Origin of the sequence: Flavobacterium aurantiibacter (genome assembly GCF_002251775.1) — a bacterium.
GTDB lineage: Bacteria > Bacteroidota > Bacteroidia > Flavobacteriales > Flavobacteriaceae > Flavobacterium > Flavobacterium aurantiibacter.
The window spans coordinates 1-17832 of sequence record NZ_NOXX01000178.1 but is presented as its reverse complement, the minus strand read 5'-3'; the positions used below and the strand labels follow the sequence as shown (position 1 = coordinate 17832).

The 17832-nt window shown below is 38.2% G+C and carries 18 protein-coding genes; 5 read left to right on the top strand and 13 right to left on the bottom strand.

All coding sequences use genetic code 11. The features are described from left to right. Positions 1-163: 163 nt before the first annotated feature. The 6 genes from CHX27_RS05740 to CHX27_RS05720 form a co-directional block, all read right to left on the bottom strand. A complete protein-coding gene (locus CHX27_RS05740) occupies positions 164-3280 on the bottom strand; it encodes a TonB-dependent receptor (protein WP_165764452.1) in 3117 nt (1038 codons plus the stop codon). Positions 3281-3389: 109 nt separating this feature from the next. After that, positions 3390-4073 (bottom strand): peroxiredoxin-like family protein, encoded by a 684-nt coding sequence (locus tag CHX27_RS05735; RefSeq protein WP_094485805.1) that lies wholly within the window; start codon positions 4071-4073, stop codon positions 3390-3392. Positions 4074-4127: 54 nt separating this feature from the next. Next, positions 4128-4529 (bottom strand): hypothetical protein, encoded by a 402-nt coding sequence (locus CHX27_RS05730; RefSeq protein ID WP_094485804.1) that lies wholly within the window; start codon positions 4527-4529, stop codon positions 4128-4130. Between the two features lie 38 nt (positions 4530-4567). After that, the gene (locus CHX27_RS15870) at positions 4568-4696 is read right to left on the bottom strand and encodes a hypothetical protein (protein WP_262494578.1); all 129 of its coding nucleotides are present in this window, start codon (positions 4694-4696) and stop codon (positions 4568-4570) included. A 103-nt stretch (positions 4697-4799) separates the two neighbouring features. Then, complete coding sequence (locus tag CHX27_RS05725) at positions 4800-5240, bottom strand: thioredoxin family protein (RefSeq protein WP_243388965.1); 441 nt, start codon at positions 5238-5240, stop codon at positions 4800-4802. A gap of 111 nt (positions 5241-5351) precedes the next feature. After that, on the bottom strand, positions 5352-5777 hold the full coding sequence (locus CHX27_RS05720; RefSeq protein WP_094485802.1) for an OsmC family protein: 426 nt from the start codon (positions 5775-5777) through the stop codon (positions 5352-5354). Positions 5778-6108: 331 nt separating this feature from the next. Here CHX27_RS05720 and CHX27_RS05715 point away from each other — a divergent pair, with 331 nt between their 5' ends. Continuing rightward, positions 6109-6384, top strand: coding sequence for a type II toxin-antitoxin system RelE/ParE family toxin (locus CHX27_RS05715; protein WP_094485801.1), 276 nt, complete (start codon positions 6109-6111; stop codon positions 6382-6384). 838 nt (positions 6385-7222) lie between these two features. Here CHX27_RS05715 and CHX27_RS05710 read toward each other — a convergent pair. Further along, positions 7223-7918, bottom strand: coding sequence for an ABC transporter ATP-binding protein (locus CHX27_RS05710; RefSeq protein WP_094485800.1), 696 nt, complete (start codon positions 7916-7918; stop codon positions 7223-7225). 4 nt (positions 7919-7922) lie between these two features. Next, positions 7923-9395, bottom strand: a complete 1473-nt coding sequence (locus CHX27_RS05705) for a DUF5687 family protein (RefSeq protein WP_094485799.1) — start codon at positions 9393-9395, stop codon at positions 7923-7925. Between the two features lie 166 nt (positions 9396-9561). On the opposite strand from CHX27_RS05705, the gene CHX27_RS05700 reads away from it, so the two are divergent. Next, positions 9562-10608, top strand: a complete 1047-nt coding sequence (locus tag CHX27_RS05700; RefSeq protein ID WP_094485798.1) for a ferredoxin--NADP reductase — start codon at positions 9562-9564, stop codon at positions 10606-10608. 373 nt (positions 10609-10981) lie between these two features. Here CHX27_RS05700 and CHX27_RS05695 read toward each other — a convergent pair whose 3' ends face one another. Then, positions 10982-11995 carry a glycosyltransferase family 9 protein gene (locus tag CHX27_RS05695; RefSeq protein ID WP_094485797.1) on the bottom strand — a complete coding sequence of 338 codons (1014 nt, stop codon included), beginning with the start codon at positions 11993-11995 and terminating at the stop codon, positions 10982-10984. Positions 11996-11999: 4 nt separating this feature from the next. After that, on the bottom strand, positions 12000-12605 hold the full coding sequence (locus CHX27_RS05690) for a DUF4254 domain-containing protein (protein WP_094485796.1): 606 nt from the start codon (positions 12603-12605) through the stop codon (positions 12000-12002). A gap of 77 nt (positions 12606-12682) precedes the next feature. Between CHX27_RS05690 and upp the strand changes: the two genes are divergently transcribed. After that, complete coding sequence (gene upp / locus CHX27_RS05685; protein WP_094485795.1) at positions 12683-13336, top strand: uracil phosphoribosyltransferase; 654 nt, start codon at positions 12683-12685, stop codon at positions 13334-13336. A gap of 7 nt (positions 13337-13343) precedes the next feature. On the opposite strand, the gene CHX27_RS05680 is transcribed toward upp, so the two are convergent. Next, a complete protein-coding gene (locus tag CHX27_RS05680) occupies positions 13344-14267 on the bottom strand; it encodes a DUF6427 family protein (RefSeq protein WP_094485794.1) in 924 nt (307 codons plus the stop codon). A 47-nt stretch (positions 14268-14314) separates the two neighbouring features. Here CHX27_RS05680 and CHX27_RS05675 point away from each other — a divergent pair, with 47 nt between their 5' ends. After that, positions 14315-14545, top strand: coding sequence for a DUF6341 family protein (locus tag CHX27_RS05675; protein WP_094485793.1), 231 nt, complete (start codon positions 14315-14317; stop codon positions 14543-14545). A 17-nt stretch (positions 14546-14562) separates the two neighbouring features. Here the strand turns inward: CHX27_RS05675 and purD are convergent, their stop codons facing one another. After that, positions 14563-15837, bottom strand: coding sequence for a phosphoribosylamine--glycine ligase (purD, locus tag CHX27_RS05670; RefSeq protein WP_094485792.1), 1275 nt, complete (start codon positions 15835-15837; stop codon positions 14563-14565). A 95-nt stretch (positions 15838-15932) separates the two neighbouring features. Here purD and CHX27_RS05665 point away from each other — a divergent pair, with 95 nt between their 5' ends. Further along, on the top strand, positions 15933-17243 hold the full coding sequence (locus CHX27_RS05665) for a phenylacetate--CoA ligase family protein (protein ID WP_094485791.1): 1311 nt from the start codon (positions 15933-15935) through the stop codon (positions 17241-17243). 396 nt (positions 17244-17639) lie between these two features. On the opposite strand, the gene CHX27_RS15705 is transcribed toward CHX27_RS05665, so the two are convergent. Continuing rightward, the coding region (locus CHX27_RS15705; protein WP_207758938.1) for a hypothetical protein at positions 17640-17832 on the bottom strand (193 nt) is incomplete at its 5' end.

Genomic DNA, 17832 nt, shown 5'->3' with positions numbered 1-17832 from the left:
CTGGAAATTAATTTAATACAATTTTTGTCGTGTACTTAGGAAATTTTTATAAAAAATTGATTAAGCAAATAGTTGATGAGTTTTAATGTAAATTTTAAGTTGGTAAAGTAGTACGAATAACAAAAACACGTTAGTAATTAATAAACAATAGTTTACAATAAATCTAAAAATAAAAACTCAAACCTAATTGCGCTTGCCATTTCGAATTTATAGTATCTACTAACCAAGGCTTGCTATTGGGGTTATGAAATTGATAAACGGGTTGTTCATTCGCAATTGTAACAAAGTCTAAAAGAGCATATCCTGAGTTGTTAATATTAGGAACATAATATTGTGTTCCTAAATTTTTATGTATCAAATTAGCCACATTAAAAATATCAAATGAAATTTCAAATCGCTTGTTTTTAAACTTTTGCTCAAAAATAAACTTTAAATCTACCTGATGGTTCCAAGGAGTTCTTGCTCCGTTTCGTTCAGCATGCTTTCCTCTTCTTGATTTTAAATAAGCATCATTACTAATATAAGCATCTAATTGATTCCATTGATCTTGGGCTGTAACCAAAACTCCCTCACTATTAATAAAATCTTGTAAAACTATTTCAGATTGGTTATTTGGTACATAAAATACATCATTCTTTGCAGAACCATCTCTATTCACATCGCCTTCATAAACATAAGAAAAAGGACTCCCCGATTTTCCGTTGTAAATAATACCAACCTTAAATTTCGATTGTTTATAAGGCATTTCTATAAAATGATAAGAGCTAATTTTATGTCTTAAATCAAAATTTGAAAAGGAAAGTTTCGGACTATTAGCAACCAAAGCCTGATTCCATTCAAAATTAGCCGCATGAGAGTTTCGTACAGTACTACTAATGTCTTTACTCATCCCATAAGTATATCCTAAGAATCCTGTATAAAAATGATTGGATTTAGAAATACTAACGGTACCATTGTATCGATACCCTTTATTGGTGTTGGTCAATAAAAACACATTGGTAAAATTGGGGTTGATTTTTACATTATCTCCTGTTTGTGTATAGTAAGGGCGATTATCGGCGCCATCAAAATTGGATAACGCAGATTCTTTTCTATTAATCGACTGAAAATACAATCCTTCTACAACCTTTGAATAGTTAAAATCAAATGATAAAATTGTATTATTCTTAAACTTTAAGTCCAAATTCAAATTGGTCTTCCAATCACGTGGCAAATTAAACCCATTATCTACTAAATTAATTTCAGTTAAAGGTCTTGATTGCAAACTTTCTAAATCGCTAAGATTTTCAGTAATCGGAAGATTTGAAGTGGGTCTATAATCAATATTAAAATATTTAGTTCCAGAGATATAATGTGAATAAGCATACCAAACAAAAGGCATACGACCTGTAAATAAACCCGAACCACCTTTTAGGGTTACCTTTTCATTTATCGCATAAGTAAATCCAACTCTTGGATTAAACTGAGGTTTACTATTAATTTTATTTTCATATTGAGCAAACTCTGGAGTATTTTTTATTTCATCACTAATAGGAAAATCTCCCGGATGAAATTGAGTATCAATTCTTAAACCCACCATCAAATTAAACTTATCAGAAATTTTTATATCATCTTGAAAATAGATGCCCGATAAAATAACATTGTAATCGGCAGAAGGATTATTTTTATTAAAATCAAAATCATTATTCTCAACATTGTAAACACCTCTTACACGATTTGGTCTGTCATTCAAAAAATCATCAACTGATTTATATTGCCATCTTCCATTAAATGCTGTTAAAAACCGATATTCAATGGCATTAATTTCTGTTGAAGTGCCTAATGTAAAAGTATGATTGTTCTTAATATAAGTAACATTATCTGTAATTTGAGTAGTTTTTAAATTCAATCCATAAACGGCTGCTTCTCTATAAGTACCTGCAAAAATGGTATTTGATGTATTATCAATAATCTCTAAATGTGGAAAAACGCGTCCATCATACGTTCTATCATCATTAACCGTTGAATAAGAAACAATAAGTTTGTTATTCCAATTGGAATTGAAATTACTTTTTAGTTCACCAACCAAACTGTTGGTAGTGGAATTATGACGATACCCTTGATTACCAAAATTAAATAAATTAGCCGTCCATTCTAAATTATCAGCGTAAGCAGTAACAAAATTATTTCGTAAGGTTAGTTTGTGCTTGTTTGAAATGGAGTAATCAAAGCGTAAAAATAATTTAGTGCTTTTACGTTCTAAATCAACATTTTGAAAAGCGCCTGGATCATAATTATATTGAGAAATTAATTTATCTCGAATAGAATTTACAGTAGTCAATGAAATATTAGAGTTGGTTGAACCTGGAGCATTCAAAACAGGCTCTTTTCTATAGGAGAATTCCGCATTAAAAAAATAAAACAATTTGTCTTTAAGCACAGGACCACCAATAGAAGCCCCAATTTGGTTGTCAAAAAAAGTAGATTCAGGTTGTTTTACTCCATCTGCATATCGTCCAGTTATCCATCTGTTTTTTGTGAAATTATAAGCATTTCCTTCTGTTTTATTTTTTCCGTATTTAGTTACGGCATTAATACTTGCCCCAGTAAAATTTCCAAGAGTTACATCAAATGGAGCGGTTTTAATAGACAAAGCACTTATAGCTCCAAAACCTATAGGTTGAGTTCCCGCAAGACCTCCAGGTGTTCCCGATGCAACAGAACCAGCTGCACCGCTTGAAGGCTCTTGAAAACCCAATACATCATTAGTGGCACTTCCATCAATACTTAAATTATTAAAACGATAATTAGCGCCACCAAAGGAATTCAAATTAGCATCTGGTAATAAACGAGTGGCATCTTGAATACTTCGGTTTAGAGAAGGCAAATTATTGAGCAATTCCATTTTTAACTTCTGTTCATTCCCTTTTTTTTGAACAACGGTACCAGTTACAACAATTTCATTCAAGGTTTCCGTTTTTTCAATTAATTGCACATCTAAGCTAACAGATTGACCTAATAAAATAGTTAAATCATGCTGCATAAAATCCTGAAAACCTATGTAAGATATTTTGATTCTATAATTTGTATCGGGTGGAAGTTGATTGAATAAGAAAAATCCGTTTTCTTGACTTGTGGTATGGAATGTATTTCCTGTATTTTCTTGTACAACTTCAATATGAGCAAATGCTATTGGAGTATTCTGTTCATCTTTAATTTTCCCTTTAAGAATACCTGTAGTTTCTTGAGCAAAATTTTGTACTGTGGCTAATAATAAACAAATGGTAATTAATTTCTTCAATCTGTCTGATAAGATTTAGTGTATAGACGCTAGTTAATTCTAATCCTGACAAAAAAAGCATCACAAAATGTGATGCTTTAAAAAAACCAAACTTTAAAACAAACTAAATTTATTTTGGTAAATGAGCTAAAATATCTTCAATAGTAGCTCTGTTTTTATAATTAGGATCAAATTGCTTGTAAACAATTTTTCCGCTTTTATCTATTATGAAAGTAGCTGGTACTGGCAAAACGCCTTCCTTATTTGCATTGGTTTCACTTATAGAAGCATTTAATTTCTCTTGAATCATATCTTGATATTCTTTTGTAACTTCAAATTTGACATCAAAAGCTTTCATAATACTTCCATCTAAATCCGATATAACAGTAAAATCTATTTTATTATTTGCAATGGTTTTCGTTGAATTTTCATAACTCTCAGACGATATCGCAATGATTTTTGCTCCCGCATCTTCAATACTTTTTGCTTTTTCTGCAAATTCAGATAAATATTGATTGCATATTGGACACCAATACCCACGATAAAAAATGACTACTATAGGTTGCTTTTCATAGAAATCTTTTAGCGTTACCGTTTTGTTATCACTTGTAGTCATGCTAACAACAGGTGCAACATCTCCAATTTGTAATCCTTTTGGAATGGCGTTGGTTTCCATACCTAAAGTGTTGTAATCAACCGAAATTTCTTCTGTTACAGGCTCGGTTTCTACGGGTTCATTTTGAACTTCTTTTTTTACTTCTTGACAGCTATACAATAATACAATTGACAGCAATCCCAATACTTCTTTTCTCATAATTTCTACTATTAAAGATTATTTAATTTTATAATTTACAGATAATATTATGATTCACATCCATCCTTCACCAACGTTTTCTCCGCGTGTAATTACATTTATTTCCCTACCAAATCCTAACGAACCTCCTGCATTCCATTTTTCACTTAAATCAAATAAATAGCCACCATTTATCCAAGGTTGAATGACTAAATTATACGTTTGACCTTCTGTTGTATTGGACGTATTTAAGCCATCTTTCCAGTCTGTCCACATATTCCAGGTATCAACTGAAGCGCCAATTATAAAGTTTACTTTACCATAAGGAAAATAACGAACTACTCCAATTGTTGCACCAAAACCAGAAGCAACTTCATTATCATTATACTCACTAAAATCTTGACGGTCTGCAAAGTTACCTCCAATTCTAAAACGTAAAGCCCATTTATCATTTAGAAAAACATTAGAGGTAATCATAGGCATTACTCCCGCAGGATACAATTGAAGCTCTGCTCCTATTTCAATCTTTTTTCATGGTCTAAAGCAACTTCATTAACATCATTTTGTGCATGTGAGAATGATAAAAATAATAAACCAAAAAAGAGTAAAAGTTTTTTGAATGTTAAAAATGATTTTTTTTCCATGTTCAATAATTGTATAAAATGATTAAAAACTAAAAGCATTAGTTAATTAACTAACGCTTTTAGAACAAACAGCAACTAATTTGAGGCAAAAAGGTCTATTTGATTATGGAACAATTCTTTTTCCAAAATTTATTAAAATATATGGTTTTTGAAACCCTGTGGTTCTGGTTTTTACTTCTCCTTTACTATCTAAAATAAGTAAAGAGGGATAGGAACGAATATTATATTTTCTTATTAACTCTTGACCTTCTTGCGTTTCTCCATCTATAGCAATATTAATAAAGTTAGCATTGAAATAGTTTCCAACCGCTTCATCTTTGAAAGTTGTTTTTTTAAGTTGTTTACAAGGCCCACACCAAGTAGCATACACATCAAGAAAAATAGGTTTATTAAGCTCTTGCGATTTTAATAAAGCTTGATGAAAATTTCCATCAAAAAATTCAATTCCTTTATTGCCTAAAGTCACTTCAGCTTTAGGTTTTTTGAAACTATAAATTCCAAAAACTACGATGGCAATTATTCCAGTAAAAATTAATGTTTTCATATGTTTAAATTTTATTTTTAGCGGTAACATATGGTATCACCTTTTTTAATTTAGGTGTTTGCTTTTGCAAACTTTCTGTTAATGGTGATTTCATAGGTCTTTATTTTTAATTTATACAAGTTCAACTTGATTTAAAATGGTGGCTTTTTCTATATTCCAATCCCCTTCAATCATTCTATGAACATAACAAGCATCAGCTTGATTTAACAATTCGGTTTTCTGTTCTTCTGTTATATTACCTTCAATGGAAATAGCAACTTTAATGGTGGTTAAAAGCTTTCCGTTTTCGCCTCTTTTTACCACTTGGTCTAATTCCGCATCCACGTTACCTATTTCCCAATTATTTCTTCGAGCAATGAAACGAACAGTTGCTACTTTACACATAGCAATACTAGATAAAATTAAGTCGGTTGGTGAAAAACCTAAATCGGTTCCTTTACTTGTAATAGGCTCATCTCCTAAAATACTATGTCTTCCATTACTAATGATAGTTTGATATCCCGTAGGTAAATTTTTAATTTTAATGTTTGTCGGCATTTTATTTCTTTTAATTTAAAATTTATAGTTTAGACGAAACAATTAATTAATCCTGACAAAATATTTTTACAAAACTTAAAATCTTTTAAATGAGTTTCTCAATTATATTTTGAGTTAAAAATTTTATAACCACTTACATTTAATTCAAAAACGCCCTTTAAAACAAAATAAATATCTGATGTTTCTCCAAAATCACCCCAAAATAATCAAGGAGTTTAAAAATATTGTTTTCTGTTTTTTTAATAATTGAAAAAAGAANATAGAGGCTTAGAAAGCGGGTACAGTACAAAAACGAAAGAGGAACTTTTCGACGAAATAAAGAAACGTTTCGATGTATCATTATAAGTTGTCTATTGAAGCGGAGGGGGATATTATTAGAATTTTTGAATATGATCTGAGGCAATTTGGAGCTTTACAAGCAGCAAAATATTACGACATGTTGTTTGAATGTTTTCATAAAATAGCAAGTAATCCTCTTATGTTTCCTGTTAATACCAAGTATAGAAACATTGATAGATTCTGCATTTGCGGTGTTGATACAATTTATTACAATATTAAAGGAGATGAAATTGAAATTGTCACCATAATTGGAAGACAAGATTTTTAAAAATTCATTGACATAAAATTTTCAAAATCGTTAACAGCGCAAACCACGATGGAGTTTCGGGATAGTCCCGATAGCTATCGGGAAAGACTTCCTAACGTTCACCACTTTACGTATCGTTTTTCCCAGCCTAATCCGCATATCGTCGGTTGCCTGAGCCTGTCGAAGGCTGGAACGATTTTTTGGTGGTTTGACACGTTCTGTGTTTTCCTCAACGGTACCCTATTGGGCAAAATTCTGTGAGGTTCAGTGTTTTCTGTGCGCTTAAAAGCTGGTACGTGAATTTGTCGAAGGAAAAGCATTGTGCTCATCGTGAAACACTTAGTGAAACATTGCAATCCCTCGCTGCCTGAATTTGTCTATGCTAACCGCAAAGAGCGCAAAGATTTTCGCAAAGTTCGCAAAGACGTTTTAGTATTAAGATGGGAGTATTAAGTACTAAGACTCAGCGACGTTCACCACTTAACTAATCGTTTTTGGGGAAGTTAGAAGCTAGACACGAGAAGCNTGTCGAAGGCTAGTGCATTTTTTTGTTGGCTTGACACGTTCTGTGTTTTCCTCAACAGTTCTACATTCCGAAATAATCTGTGAACTTCGGTGTGTTCTATGCGCTATAAAAGCTGGTGCCTGAAAGGGTCGAAGGCAGCAGGTCTAAATATGTTCCAAAGAAAACACATTACACAACACGCCGATTCCGCTCAAAAACTGTCGCAGAAACACATCCCTAGAGCCGCAGCATATCGTGATACTGAAGGCCCAGATAAAGCCTGCTCAGCCAAGCAAAAATGGCGTGCGTTGATTTTGTATTCCGAAATTAACTGCGCTAGTTTCTCTTCGAAACTTAAACCGCAAAGAACGCTTCGAGCTCTTTCAGCGTTTCTTCGCTGGTGCGGATGTCTTTTACAATTTCTCCTTTGCTTAAAGCTACAATGCGGTTAGAAACTTCTACCGTGTGGTTCAAATCATGACTCGAAACCAAAACAGTAATGTTCGGATCGGCAGCTAAATCACCAATGATTTTCTTCAAGCGAAATTGCGTCGTTGGATCTAAATTTGCAAACGGCTCGTCGAGCACCACAACTTCCGGATTTCCAATCAAGGTTCCGATAATCCCGACTTTCTTCTGATTTCCTTTGCTAAAATCACGGATGTACTTCTTGCTGTTCAAAATTTCGTCGTTAAAAAACTCGCTATATTTTGCCAGTGTTTGGTCGACATCCGATTTATTCTGCCCGCGCAATTCTCCGATAAAGTAAAAGTATTCCTCGGGGGTCAAGTAGCCAATCAAAAAGCTTTCGTCGAGAAATGAAGCGGTTTTGGTTTTCCATTGTTCGCTAACATTTACTTGAATGTCTTTTATAGAAACGCTACCCGTTGTAGGCTGAATCAAATCGAGCAATAAACTAAAGAAGGTGGTTTTTCCAGCGCCGTTATTTCCAACCAAGCCAAAGCTTTCGCCTATCGGGATTTCAAGTGAAGGAATGTTTAAAACCGTTGTTGCTCCGTATTTTTTGGTAAGATTATTTACTGAAATCATAGTTTTAGTTTTTTTCTTTATAAGCTGCTAGCGTAGCGTATTTTTCTGTTTTATAAGTTTTTACAATCAAGTTGAACATTTTGTCGCGGAACAGGAATCCAATAATTCCTAAAAGCGCCACAAGTGCTATCCCTTCGTAGGTTCCTAGAAGCACTTTTCCTGTCATGAAAACCGCCATGGGAAGTAATAACTGCGGCAGCGATATGAGTAAGGTCTTAACATTAAACGCTTTGCGATCGCCAAAAGCGCCTTTCGCCGAAGTCAAGTCGATGGGTGTCTTCGTGTATGCGCCGCCCCAAAGCACCAAGTACGAGTTTACTCCGATGTTGTAAATAGCGGCTGCAACGACAATGAGATAAATTTCCAATCCAAAAAACAAGTAAAAGGAACCCAAAACGGTTGCCACCAGCGTACCAATAACCATAAGCCACCATTTTGAACTGATGTAATCGCGATACGGCACGTTTTGCGTCATCATCAACGGATAGTACGCACTGTCCCAACTCGGAACAAACTGTCCGAACGAAATCAAGAATCCGCCACTTACAAATATTCCTGCAAACATGTGCATCGCCGGATTATCGTAAGCGTCAATAGCTCCATTAAAGAACAGCAAACCGTAAAACAAGAACAAAATACTCATTGTTGCTGTAGTTTTTGAACGCTTGTTTCTGCGAATCATACGAATGTCGTTCTTCAAAAAGCTGCCCAAGGTTCCGTATTTGTTCAACCAGGTGTAATTTTCGGTTTGTGCAACCGCAATTTCTTTCTTTAAACCAACATCCAAATACAATTGGCCAAGCAAATATTTATAGGTCATGTAATACACTCCAACAACCAAAGCAACAGGCACTAATACGGTAAGCGGCTGATCGAACAATGCATAAAATATAGGCTTGGTGTAAATGGTAATATCAAACAACCCAAAATACTGCGAAGCGGCAATAGCACCTAAAAGCGTGATAAAGGTGTAAAACAATCCGTCTTTATTAGCAATGAGAATGTTTAGGTAGTTGTTGAAGTAAATCAACGCTGTCATCGCCACAAACCAAAGCGTAACCGATAGCGGATCGTATCCTTGCACATACAACACTATGGTAAACGGTAAGAAAAAGAAATAATTCAGCACGTTGAAGTACGAAATCGAGGTTTTGGCCAGCGAAAAATGCACCACATACGAACGCGTAACGGGCAATATCAGCATGGGGCGAATGTTCATTACGGGTAGTTTCTGCAGCATCTGCCTAAAAACTAGATCCATCAAGAAATAGTAAATCAGAAACTGAGATACCACAACAACAGGATCTTGATTGGTTACGTCTTTAATGATAAAGAACGAACCGATACCCAAAATCAAGAAACAACCACCAAAATATAAGGCTGCAAGACCTATTAAAATTTTAATTGCTATTTTCTGAGTAAATGCTGCCGAACGAAAAAAGCTCTTCCATTCCAGCCATAAAATCTTTTTATACATAGTTTACCGCTTGATTTGGTTGTTAGATAGCAATCTCGAAACTTTGTTACAAGAAGGCGATTCTAAAAGTAAAATATTTTCGCTTACCGCAAAAAGAAGCCGCTACCTAACGTACAATTTTTTTTAATCCATACTCCGTTCCGCTATCTTTGCGCAAAATTTTTTTATGTCAAGCTTTTTTAAACTCCATATAAAAGAAGTGAAACGCGAAACCGATTCGTGCGTTTCCATTGTCTTTACAATTCCAGAGCCGCTACAACAGCATTACCAGTATGTTTCTGGACAATACGTAAATCTAAAACTCACACTCGACGGTCAGGAAATTCGCCGCGCGTACTCCATTTGCTCGTCGCCTAACGAAAACGAATTACGTATCGCCGTAAAAGCCGTTAAACACGGAGCTTTTTCAAATTTCGCCAACCAACAACTCAAAGCGGGTAGCGTTATCGAGGTAAGTGCACCCGAAGGCCGTTTTACAGTCGACGCCGAAAAACCTGCACACAACATCGCGGCTTTTGCTGCAGGAAGCGGAATTACGCCGGTAATGTCGATCCTAAAATCGGTCTTAGCATCCGATCCAAACGGCACGTTCTTGTTGGTGTACGGAAATAAAAGTCCGCAACAAACCATTTTTTATCAGCAGTTGCACGATTTGCAGCAACAGTATGTAGGTCGCTTACTCGTACAGTTTGTTTTCAGCGAAGCCAAACAAGACGGTGCGCTTTTCGGACGTATCGATCGGTCGGTCGTTAACTACACCCTCAAAAACAAGTACAAAGACATTGCATTCGAATCGTTCTTCCTCTGCGGACCCGAAGGCATGATCAACACCGTTTCCGGCGCACTAAAAGAAGCCAACGTGCCCGAAAGCAAAATAAAGTTTGAGTTGTTCTCCACTTCGAGCTCGGAAACCGATCTTAAAATAGCCGACGGTCATACCACCATTACCGTTACCGTAGATGACGAGACGAGCACCTTCGAAATGTCGCGCAAACAATCGGTACTCGATGCCGCTTTGAAACACGGACTCGACGCGCCCTATTCCTGCCAAGGCGGAATTTGCAGCAGCTGTTTAGCCCGAATTACCGAAGGAACCGCCGAAATGAAAAAGAACACCATCTTAACCGACGGCGAAATAGCCGATGGCCTCATCCTCACCTGCCAGGCACACCCAACGTCGGCAGTCTTAAAAATCGATTACGACGACGTTTAGTCGATCCCACCAAGCCGCTTTCCAAAGAGCGGCTTTTTTATTTTTTGGGCGTTCCGGCGGCACACGTTTCGTGGAAATTCTTAGCCGCCGTCGGGCTGTACGTTTCAATCTGTTTTGCGCCATAAATGGAAGCGCAAAACAGGATTTCCACTGCCATCCCTAACGCAAAATCGTGCTCGAACGTTAGTGAATGAAAATTGTAAACACCAGTAATTTAATTGATACTCTGTTTTAACAAAATGTTGATTTACAGGTTTTTGTTCGAGGTAATATTGCAATATTACGTTTAAATTTTCGCAAAGCCACATTGCTCCATTAGCAAAAAAATCTGTGGATTTCTGTGGTTTCTGTGAGAAAAAAGCAACAAAAGAAATTAAGAAAGGAACTGCAACAAACGTTCAACTACTTTTTCCGGCGCAATACTATCAATGGCGTGGGCATAATCTTCGGGATACTTGTTTCCGTATATCGAGGTCGGAATTTTCGGGAAACGCTCCAAATCGGCGGTTAGTTGATTATCGTCGGTTTGTAAAAACGGTTTAAAACCCGCAGTAGGATGCGTAACACCCCAAAGCGTAACCACCGGAACGCCGTACAACGCTGCTAGATGTCCGTTTGCCGAATCCATACTCAACATAACATCCAAACAACTAATGAGAGCCAATTCGTCACGAAAAGACAAGGCGCCCGCTGCAATACGAATCCGATTTTCATCCGCCTTTATTTCCTGTAAAACCGCTAATTCCGATTTGCTACCAAAGAGAATCACCTCAGCAGCCGACCGTTCAAGCACTCCTTGAATAACCGATTTTAGCAAATCTAAATCGTACACTTTAGACGCGTGTTGCGCAAACGGAGCAATACCTATTTTTACTCTGCTGGAAGCAAACATTTCGGGAATAGAGCGCTTCTGCAAAGGTTTTAATGCCGCGAATGCAATGCTAAAATTCAATTGCTGTAAAACTTCAAGCTGCCTATCAAAAACGCTTGGAATAGCAAACCGGCCGTTTCCGGCGGTGAGTTTTCGTTTTAACGCACGTGCTTTATCGATCGCTGCGGTTTGGATTCCGCTTCCCGTAAGGAAAAAACGGAGCAGCTTCGATCGAAACACTTGATGAAAATCCGCAAAATGCGTTATCTCTAAAGCGCGAAGCTTCCTTTGCAAATTCCACAATCCGAGAATGCTTCCATCCCTTTTTTTATCGAATGCAATAAAATTACAATTCGGAATTTCCTGGAAAAGTGGTTCGGCAAAAGCAATGCTAATAACACTGATGCGTAAATCGGGATATTTCTCGCGAACGGCTTTAATCGCCGGCACACACATAGCGATATCGCCCAAAGCCGAAATTCGGAAAAAGGCAATATGCGGCACGGTCGATTTCAAAATTTTATTTCTTGGCTTGGTAAAGAACCGGGTTCAAGTCGTCGTCGTTGTACATTTTCATTTGCTTGTACACTTTCATGAACTTTTTACCTTGTTCGATATCGGAAAGTAAGTCGTCGATTGCGGTCGACAAGTCGGTGCGTTGCTCCAACAAAACATTGAGTTTTTCCTGACACTTGGCACGGTGTTCCGCGCTAGCATCAGCACGCTCGGCTTCTTCACGCATGTGGAAAATTTTCAAAGCTAGAATAGACAAACGATCAAACGCCCACGCCGGACTCTCACTGTTAATTTTAGCATCGCTGTTCGGACTCACGTGTGCGTATTTTTGAAGAAAGTAACTGTCAATGTACTCTACAACGTCGGTTCTTTCTTGATTGGATGCATCAATCTTGCGTTTCAAAACCAAAGCAGCTACAGGATCAATTTGCGGATCGCGAATGATGTCTTCATAATGCCACTGTACCGTGTCAATCCAATTTTTCATGTACAATAAATGTTCGAACTGATCTTTCGGATACGGATTGGCGATCGGCTGATCTACGCTGTCGTATTTGTGGTAATCGGCGATACTTTGTTCGAATACGGCATTAGCTAGTTTTGAAAACATAGGTTCAAGAATTTAAAGTGCAAAGATACTTTTTATACTTTTATCCGCGCAGAATTTAGCTTGCGCAGAAAAAGCTTATGAAAATCCGAAATTTATCCGAACAGAATTCCGTTCTACACCAATTTATGAGCGAGTTACGCGCCGTAGATGTGCAAACCGACCGCATGCGTTTTCGCAAAAACATAGAGCGTATCGGAACTTTATTGGCGTTCGAAATTTCAAAATCTCTCGAATACGTACCGAACACTGTGCTCACACCTTTAGGCGAAAAACACAGTTTCCGCTTGGCAAAACCTGTCGTAATCGCGAGTATTTTGCGGGCGGGGATTCCGTTACATGCAGGCTTACTCGACGTATTCGACCAAGCGGAAAGCGGTTTCATTTCAGCGTATCGCGCTTACAGTGAAGATCACGGTTCGTTCGAAATTAAAGTAGAATATCAAGCCATTCCTGACTTGACCAACAAAATTTTGATTCTTGCCGATCCGATGTTGGCAACCGGACGCTCACTACTTGCTTGCTGCGAAAAGTTACTCGAAGAAATGAAACCTGCCGAATTACATATTGCCGCGGTAATTGCTGCGCCGGAAGGAATCGACTATCTGCAAAAGCATTTGCCCGAAAATACGACACTTTGGATTGGCGAAATAGATGAGGCGTTAAACGCTCAGAATTACATCGTGCCTGGCTTAGGCGATGCCGGCGATTTAGCCTTTGGCCCTAAACTCTAGTTTGTAGTTATAACTGCCAAAAAAAGAAGGTAACTGCCGAGATAACTAACAGCCACACGGCAATTTCTTTAATCCATTTACCGGTCATTTCTTCAACAAAACTCGCCGTCATTACCGCAAGAGGAAATACGGTAAACAGCAGTAAATCGTTTGCTTTTGATGTTGAAAAAACGAAAATTAAACCGCCAATACAAAACGAAAAAAGTACTTTTTTGTAGGCGGCGTGTAGAATAAGAGGTTTTCCGCTCAACGACAAAAGCTGCGCTAAAAACAAAATGCAAGCAAAGGCCGTAAAAGCTGAAAGTGCTGCATTTTGAGAAACTTCCTGAAAATAATCAAACGATAAATCGACTACCGCATTTGTATAGAAGTAAGAAATCGGATTGAAATCACTGAAATAATGAATCATGCCCGCGAAAATCAACGCGGTAATTACTCCGAAGTACGGCAAAATCCAATTCCGGTAATCGCGCGATACGTGCAGTACAATCGATACAAAAACGATAAACAAATAGAGTACACACCAAAACTGAAACAAAGCCGCTACGCTTATCCACAAAGCGGCATCGAAGATTTTCTCCTTCGGAGCCAGCAACGATTGCATGGAAATAAGTCGGCGCAAGGCAAGAAGTATAAAAAAATGCGCTATCAAAATATTGAGATCGCGCAGAGCTTCGGGAATAAACAACACGAAAACAGCCGCAAATAAAATGGGAAATGTATTCTCCTTGCTTACACTGTTTCTTTTAGTTATAAAGTTGATCAACAGCAAACTAAGTAACCATAGAATGCTACAACTTATTTGTTGTACCACAGCACTAACTTCAATTTTCGCATCTGCCTGAAAAGCCATGATCGAGCTGCCCAAAGCCAAACAAGCAACAATCAAATAATTGAGCGGTCTCGATTTGCTAAAAAGTGTTGTAATCATTAAAGTATTTTATACTTTTGCTTGGTAAATATAACATATAGACACAGATGAAAGCATTTTGGGAAGGGATTCAAACATTTTTTGTTGATTTTCTATTTGTTCCACTTGATGGCCTAAGAAGTTTAGAGCTTAGCTACTGGAGTTTAGCAAACATCATAAACTGGATTTTTATGGCTATTTGCGTTCGTTACACGTATTACTGGATTAAGCAGTTGCAGTTGCACAAAGCAAACAACGAAGAAAATCAAGATACTACTGCACACTCGTTCTTGAAATAAAAACGAATCGGTAAAGATTACAACAAATCCTTACCGATATCCGTTCTATAATACATCTTATCAAAATGAAGTTTTTCGACATTTTGGTAAGATTTTTTTATGGCCTCAGGCAAATCATCAGCCAACGCCGTCACTGCTAAAACCCGACCGCCATTGGTTAGCACTTTCTCGTCGTGGAGTGCAGTGCCTGCATGAAACGCCAGCGCCTCCGTTATTTTATCGATTCCGGATATTTCAAACCCTTTATCGTACGCTTCCGGATAACCTCCTGCAACCATCATTACGGTTACCGCGGTGCGCGAATCTACTTGCAGTTCGTAATTTTCCAAAGTCTGGGTCGATACCGCCTGAAACAGTTCCACCAAATCAGAGCTAATTCTGGGCAACACAACCTCAGTTTCCGGATCGCCCATACGTACGTTATATTCAATAACAAACGGATTTCCACCCACATTTATCAATCCGATGAAGATAAACCCGCGATACACAATACCATCCGAAGATATACCCGCAACCGTTGGCTTTACGATGCGTTCCACGATTCTCGATTCTAACTCAGCGTCGATAAACGAAACCGGCGAAACAGCTCCCATACCGCCTGTGTTTAAACCCGTGTCGCCCACACCAATCCGCTTGTAATCCTTCGCAAAAGGTAAAATTTTAAACGATTTTCCGTCGGTTACGACAAAACAACTCATTTCAATTCCGTCTAGAAATTCCTCGATAACCACTTTTGCACTCGCTGCGCCAAACTTACTGTCGAGCAACATACTGCGCAGTTCTGCTTTGGCATCGTTTAAATTCTCGAGGATCACCACACCTTTCCCAGCGGCAAGTCCGTCGGCTTTTAAAACGTAAGGCGGCAACATTCCCTCCAAAAATGAGAGTCCGTTGTCGATGGTTTCCGCAGTAAAACTTCCGTACTGCGCCGTCGGAATCTGGTGCTTTTGCAGAAATTTCTTAGCAAATTCCTTACTTCCTTCGAGTTGCGCGCCGTTTTGCGACGGCCCAATCACAGCAATATGCTTTAGCGAATCGGTTTCCAAAAAGTAATCGTAAACGCCTTTAACCAGCGGATCTTCTGGTCCGACAACCAGCATTTTTACGTCGTTTTCCAAACAAAAGCTTGCTATTTTTGGGAAATCGGTTGGAGCAATCGCTACGTTTTCGGCACAGTTAGCAGTTCCTGCATTCCCCGGCGCCACAAATAATTTGCTGCAATGTGTTGATTGTGTGATTTTGTAAGCGAAAGCGTGTTCTCTTCCACCCGAACCTAATAGTAAAATGTTCATGTTGTTGTGTTTCGTAGTCGCGCAAAAGTACTGCGTTTTTAGAAAAATGCGACAGCTAAATCCGATTTGATTACTTTTGATACAAACAAAAACACGTGATCGGTTTAGCTGATTTATCGCTCGAATGGCTGGGTTTTCCTTTGCAGAAAGCACAAAAAGATTTGCAACAATTTGAGCGCGAACTCACTGAAAATGCCGCGGAATACCAACGCAAAAAAGCCGCCGAGATTCTGGAATTTCACTTAAGAAACAATTCCTATTACCGTGCTATTTTCGAAAAATCGAGAGCGACAGATTTCCAAAACGCACCTGTACTTACTAAAACCGATTTTCAACAGCCTTTGGCCAACCGACTAAGTGCAGGCTTTACGACCAAAAACGTGTACGTTAACAAAACCAGCGGATCGAGTGGCGAACCTTTTATTTTTGCCAAAGACAAGTATTGTCACGCACTAACATGGGCATACATCAAGCAGCAATTCGGCGCGCACGGAATCGATTTTAACCGCGATTTACAGGCACGCTTTTACGGAATTCCGTTAGAAGGTTTGCCCAAATTAAAAGAAGAAGTCAAAGATTCTTTAATGCACCGTCGCCGGTTTCCGGTTTTCGATTTGTCGGATAAAGTGCTGGAAACCTATTTGGCACGATTTCAGAAATCGGCTTTTGCGTATTTGAACGGATACACCTCGTCTTTGCTGTTGTTTGCAAAGTTTTTAGCAAAAAAAGGTGTGGTTTTAAAAGACGTTTGTTCGACCTTGAAAGCGGTATTTACGACTTCGGAAATGCTTTTTGAAAGCGATCGGCAGTTTATGGAACGTGCTTTTGGTGTTCCAATTGTAAACGAATACGGCGCGAGCGAATTGGATTTAATTGCGTTTGAAAATCCGTCGGGTGTTTGGAAAATCAACCAAGCTACTTTATTGGTCGAAATTTTGAATGAACGCAACGAGGTTTTGCCTTACGGCGAAGCGGGAAAAATTGTGATTACTGCCCTGTATAATCGTGCACATCCGTTTATTCGTTATGATATTGGCGATAACGGTATTTTGGATTTCGACCAACAAACGCAAACCCTATTTTTGAAACAGCTTACGGGTCGCACGAACGACATTGCGGTTTTGCCCAGCGGAAAAACTACGCCCGGACTTACGTTTTATTACGTCACTAAAAGCATTATTCAAGACCAAGCTAAGGTGAAGGAATTTGTGATTAAGCAAACGAATACCAATAGTTTTACCATTGAATACGTTGCCAGCGAGCCGTTGTCTGAAACCGAAAAAGCAGAAATCGTTGCTGCAAACGAACGCTATCTGGAATCGGGTTTACATTTTACTTTCGAGCAAAAAACTGCTCTAGAACGTTCGCGTAGTGGAAAATTGAAACAGTTTTCGGTTGCGTTTTAATTAGAGATATCGTTCCGTTTTAAAAAAAGGTAGGGGTAAAAAGGATTAAGATTTGAGTATTAAGACGACGATTAATTCACCACTTAACGTATCGTTTTGCCCAACTTAACCCGCAATTCGTAGGTGCCGGAGCTTGTCGAAGGCTAACTGCAAAGATTTTTTAGTATTAAGATTGGAGTCCCGATAGCTATCGGGAAAGACGTCGCGACGTTCACCATTTTACGTATCGTTTTAGGGGAAGCTAGTCCCGATAGCTATCGGGATAGACTTTATGACGTTCACCACTTAACGTTTCATGTTCCCACCTGAACCCGCGTATCGTCGGTGCATAAGCTTGTTGAAGGCTAATGCATTTTTTTTGTTGGCTTCACACGTTCTGTGTTTTCCTCGACAGTTCTACATTCCGAAATAATCTGTGAGCTTCGGTGTTTTCTGTGCGCTATAAAAGCTGGTGCCAGAGCTTGGCGGAGGCGGCAAGTCAAAGGCGGCGAGTTGAAGGCTAATGCATTTTTTTGTTGGCTTGACACGTTCTATGTTTTCCTCAACAGTTCTACATTCCGAAATAATCTGTGAGCTTCGGTGTTTTCTG

Coding starts and splice junctions, on each gene's coding strand:
- CHX27_RS05675 (WP_094485793.1), top strand. CDS start 14,315: ATGAAAGCATTTTGGGAAGGGATTCAAACATTTTTTGTTGATTTTCTA.
- CHX27_RS05720 (WP_094485802.1), bottom strand. CDS start 5,777: ATGCCGACAAACATTAAAATTAAAAATTTACCTACGGGATATCAAACT.
- CHX27_RS05730 (WP_094485804.1), bottom strand. CDS start 4,529: ATGATTACCTCTAATGTTTTTCTAAATGATAAATGGGCTTTACGTTTT.
- CHX27_RS05690 (WP_094485796.1), bottom strand. CDS start 12,605: ATGTTTTCAAAACTAGCTAATGCCGTATTCGAACAAAGTATCGCCGAT.
- CHX27_RS05735 (WP_094485805.1), bottom strand. CDS start 4,073: ATGAGAAAAGAAGTATTGGGATTGCTGTCAATTGTATTATTGTATAGC.
- CHX27_RS15870 (WP_262494578.1), bottom strand. CDS start 4,696: ATGGAAAAAAAATCATTTTTAACATTCAAAAAACTTTTACTCTTTTTT.
- purD (WP_094485792.1), bottom strand. CDS start 15,837: ATGAACATTTTACTATTAGGTTCGGGTGGAAGAGAACACGCTTTCGCT.
- CHX27_RS05725 (WP_243388965.1), bottom strand. CDS start 5,240: ATGAAAACATTAATTTTTACTGGAATAATTGCCATCGTAGTTTTTGGA.
- upp (WP_094485795.1), top strand. CDS start 12,683: ATGAAAATCCGAAATTTATCCGAACAGAATTCCGTTCTACACCAATTT.
- CHX27_RS05705 (WP_094485799.1), bottom strand. CDS start 9,395: ATGTATAAAAAGATTTTATGGCTGGAATGGAAGAGCTTTTTTCGTTCG.
- CHX27_RS05710 (WP_094485800.1), bottom strand. CDS start 7,918: ATGATTTCAGTAAATAATCTTACCAAAAAATACGGAGCAACAACGGTT.
- CHX27_RS05715 (WP_094485801.1), top strand. CDS start 6,109: ATGTATCATTATAAGTTGTCTATTGAAGCGGAGGGGGATATTATTAGA.
- CHX27_RS05700 (WP_094485798.1), top strand. CDS start 9,562: ATGTCAAGCTTTTTTAAACTCCATATAAAAGAAGTGAAACGCGAAACC.
- CHX27_RS05680 (WP_094485794.1), bottom strand. CDS start 14,267: ATGATTACAACACTTTTTAGCAAATCGAGACCGCTCAATTATTTGATT.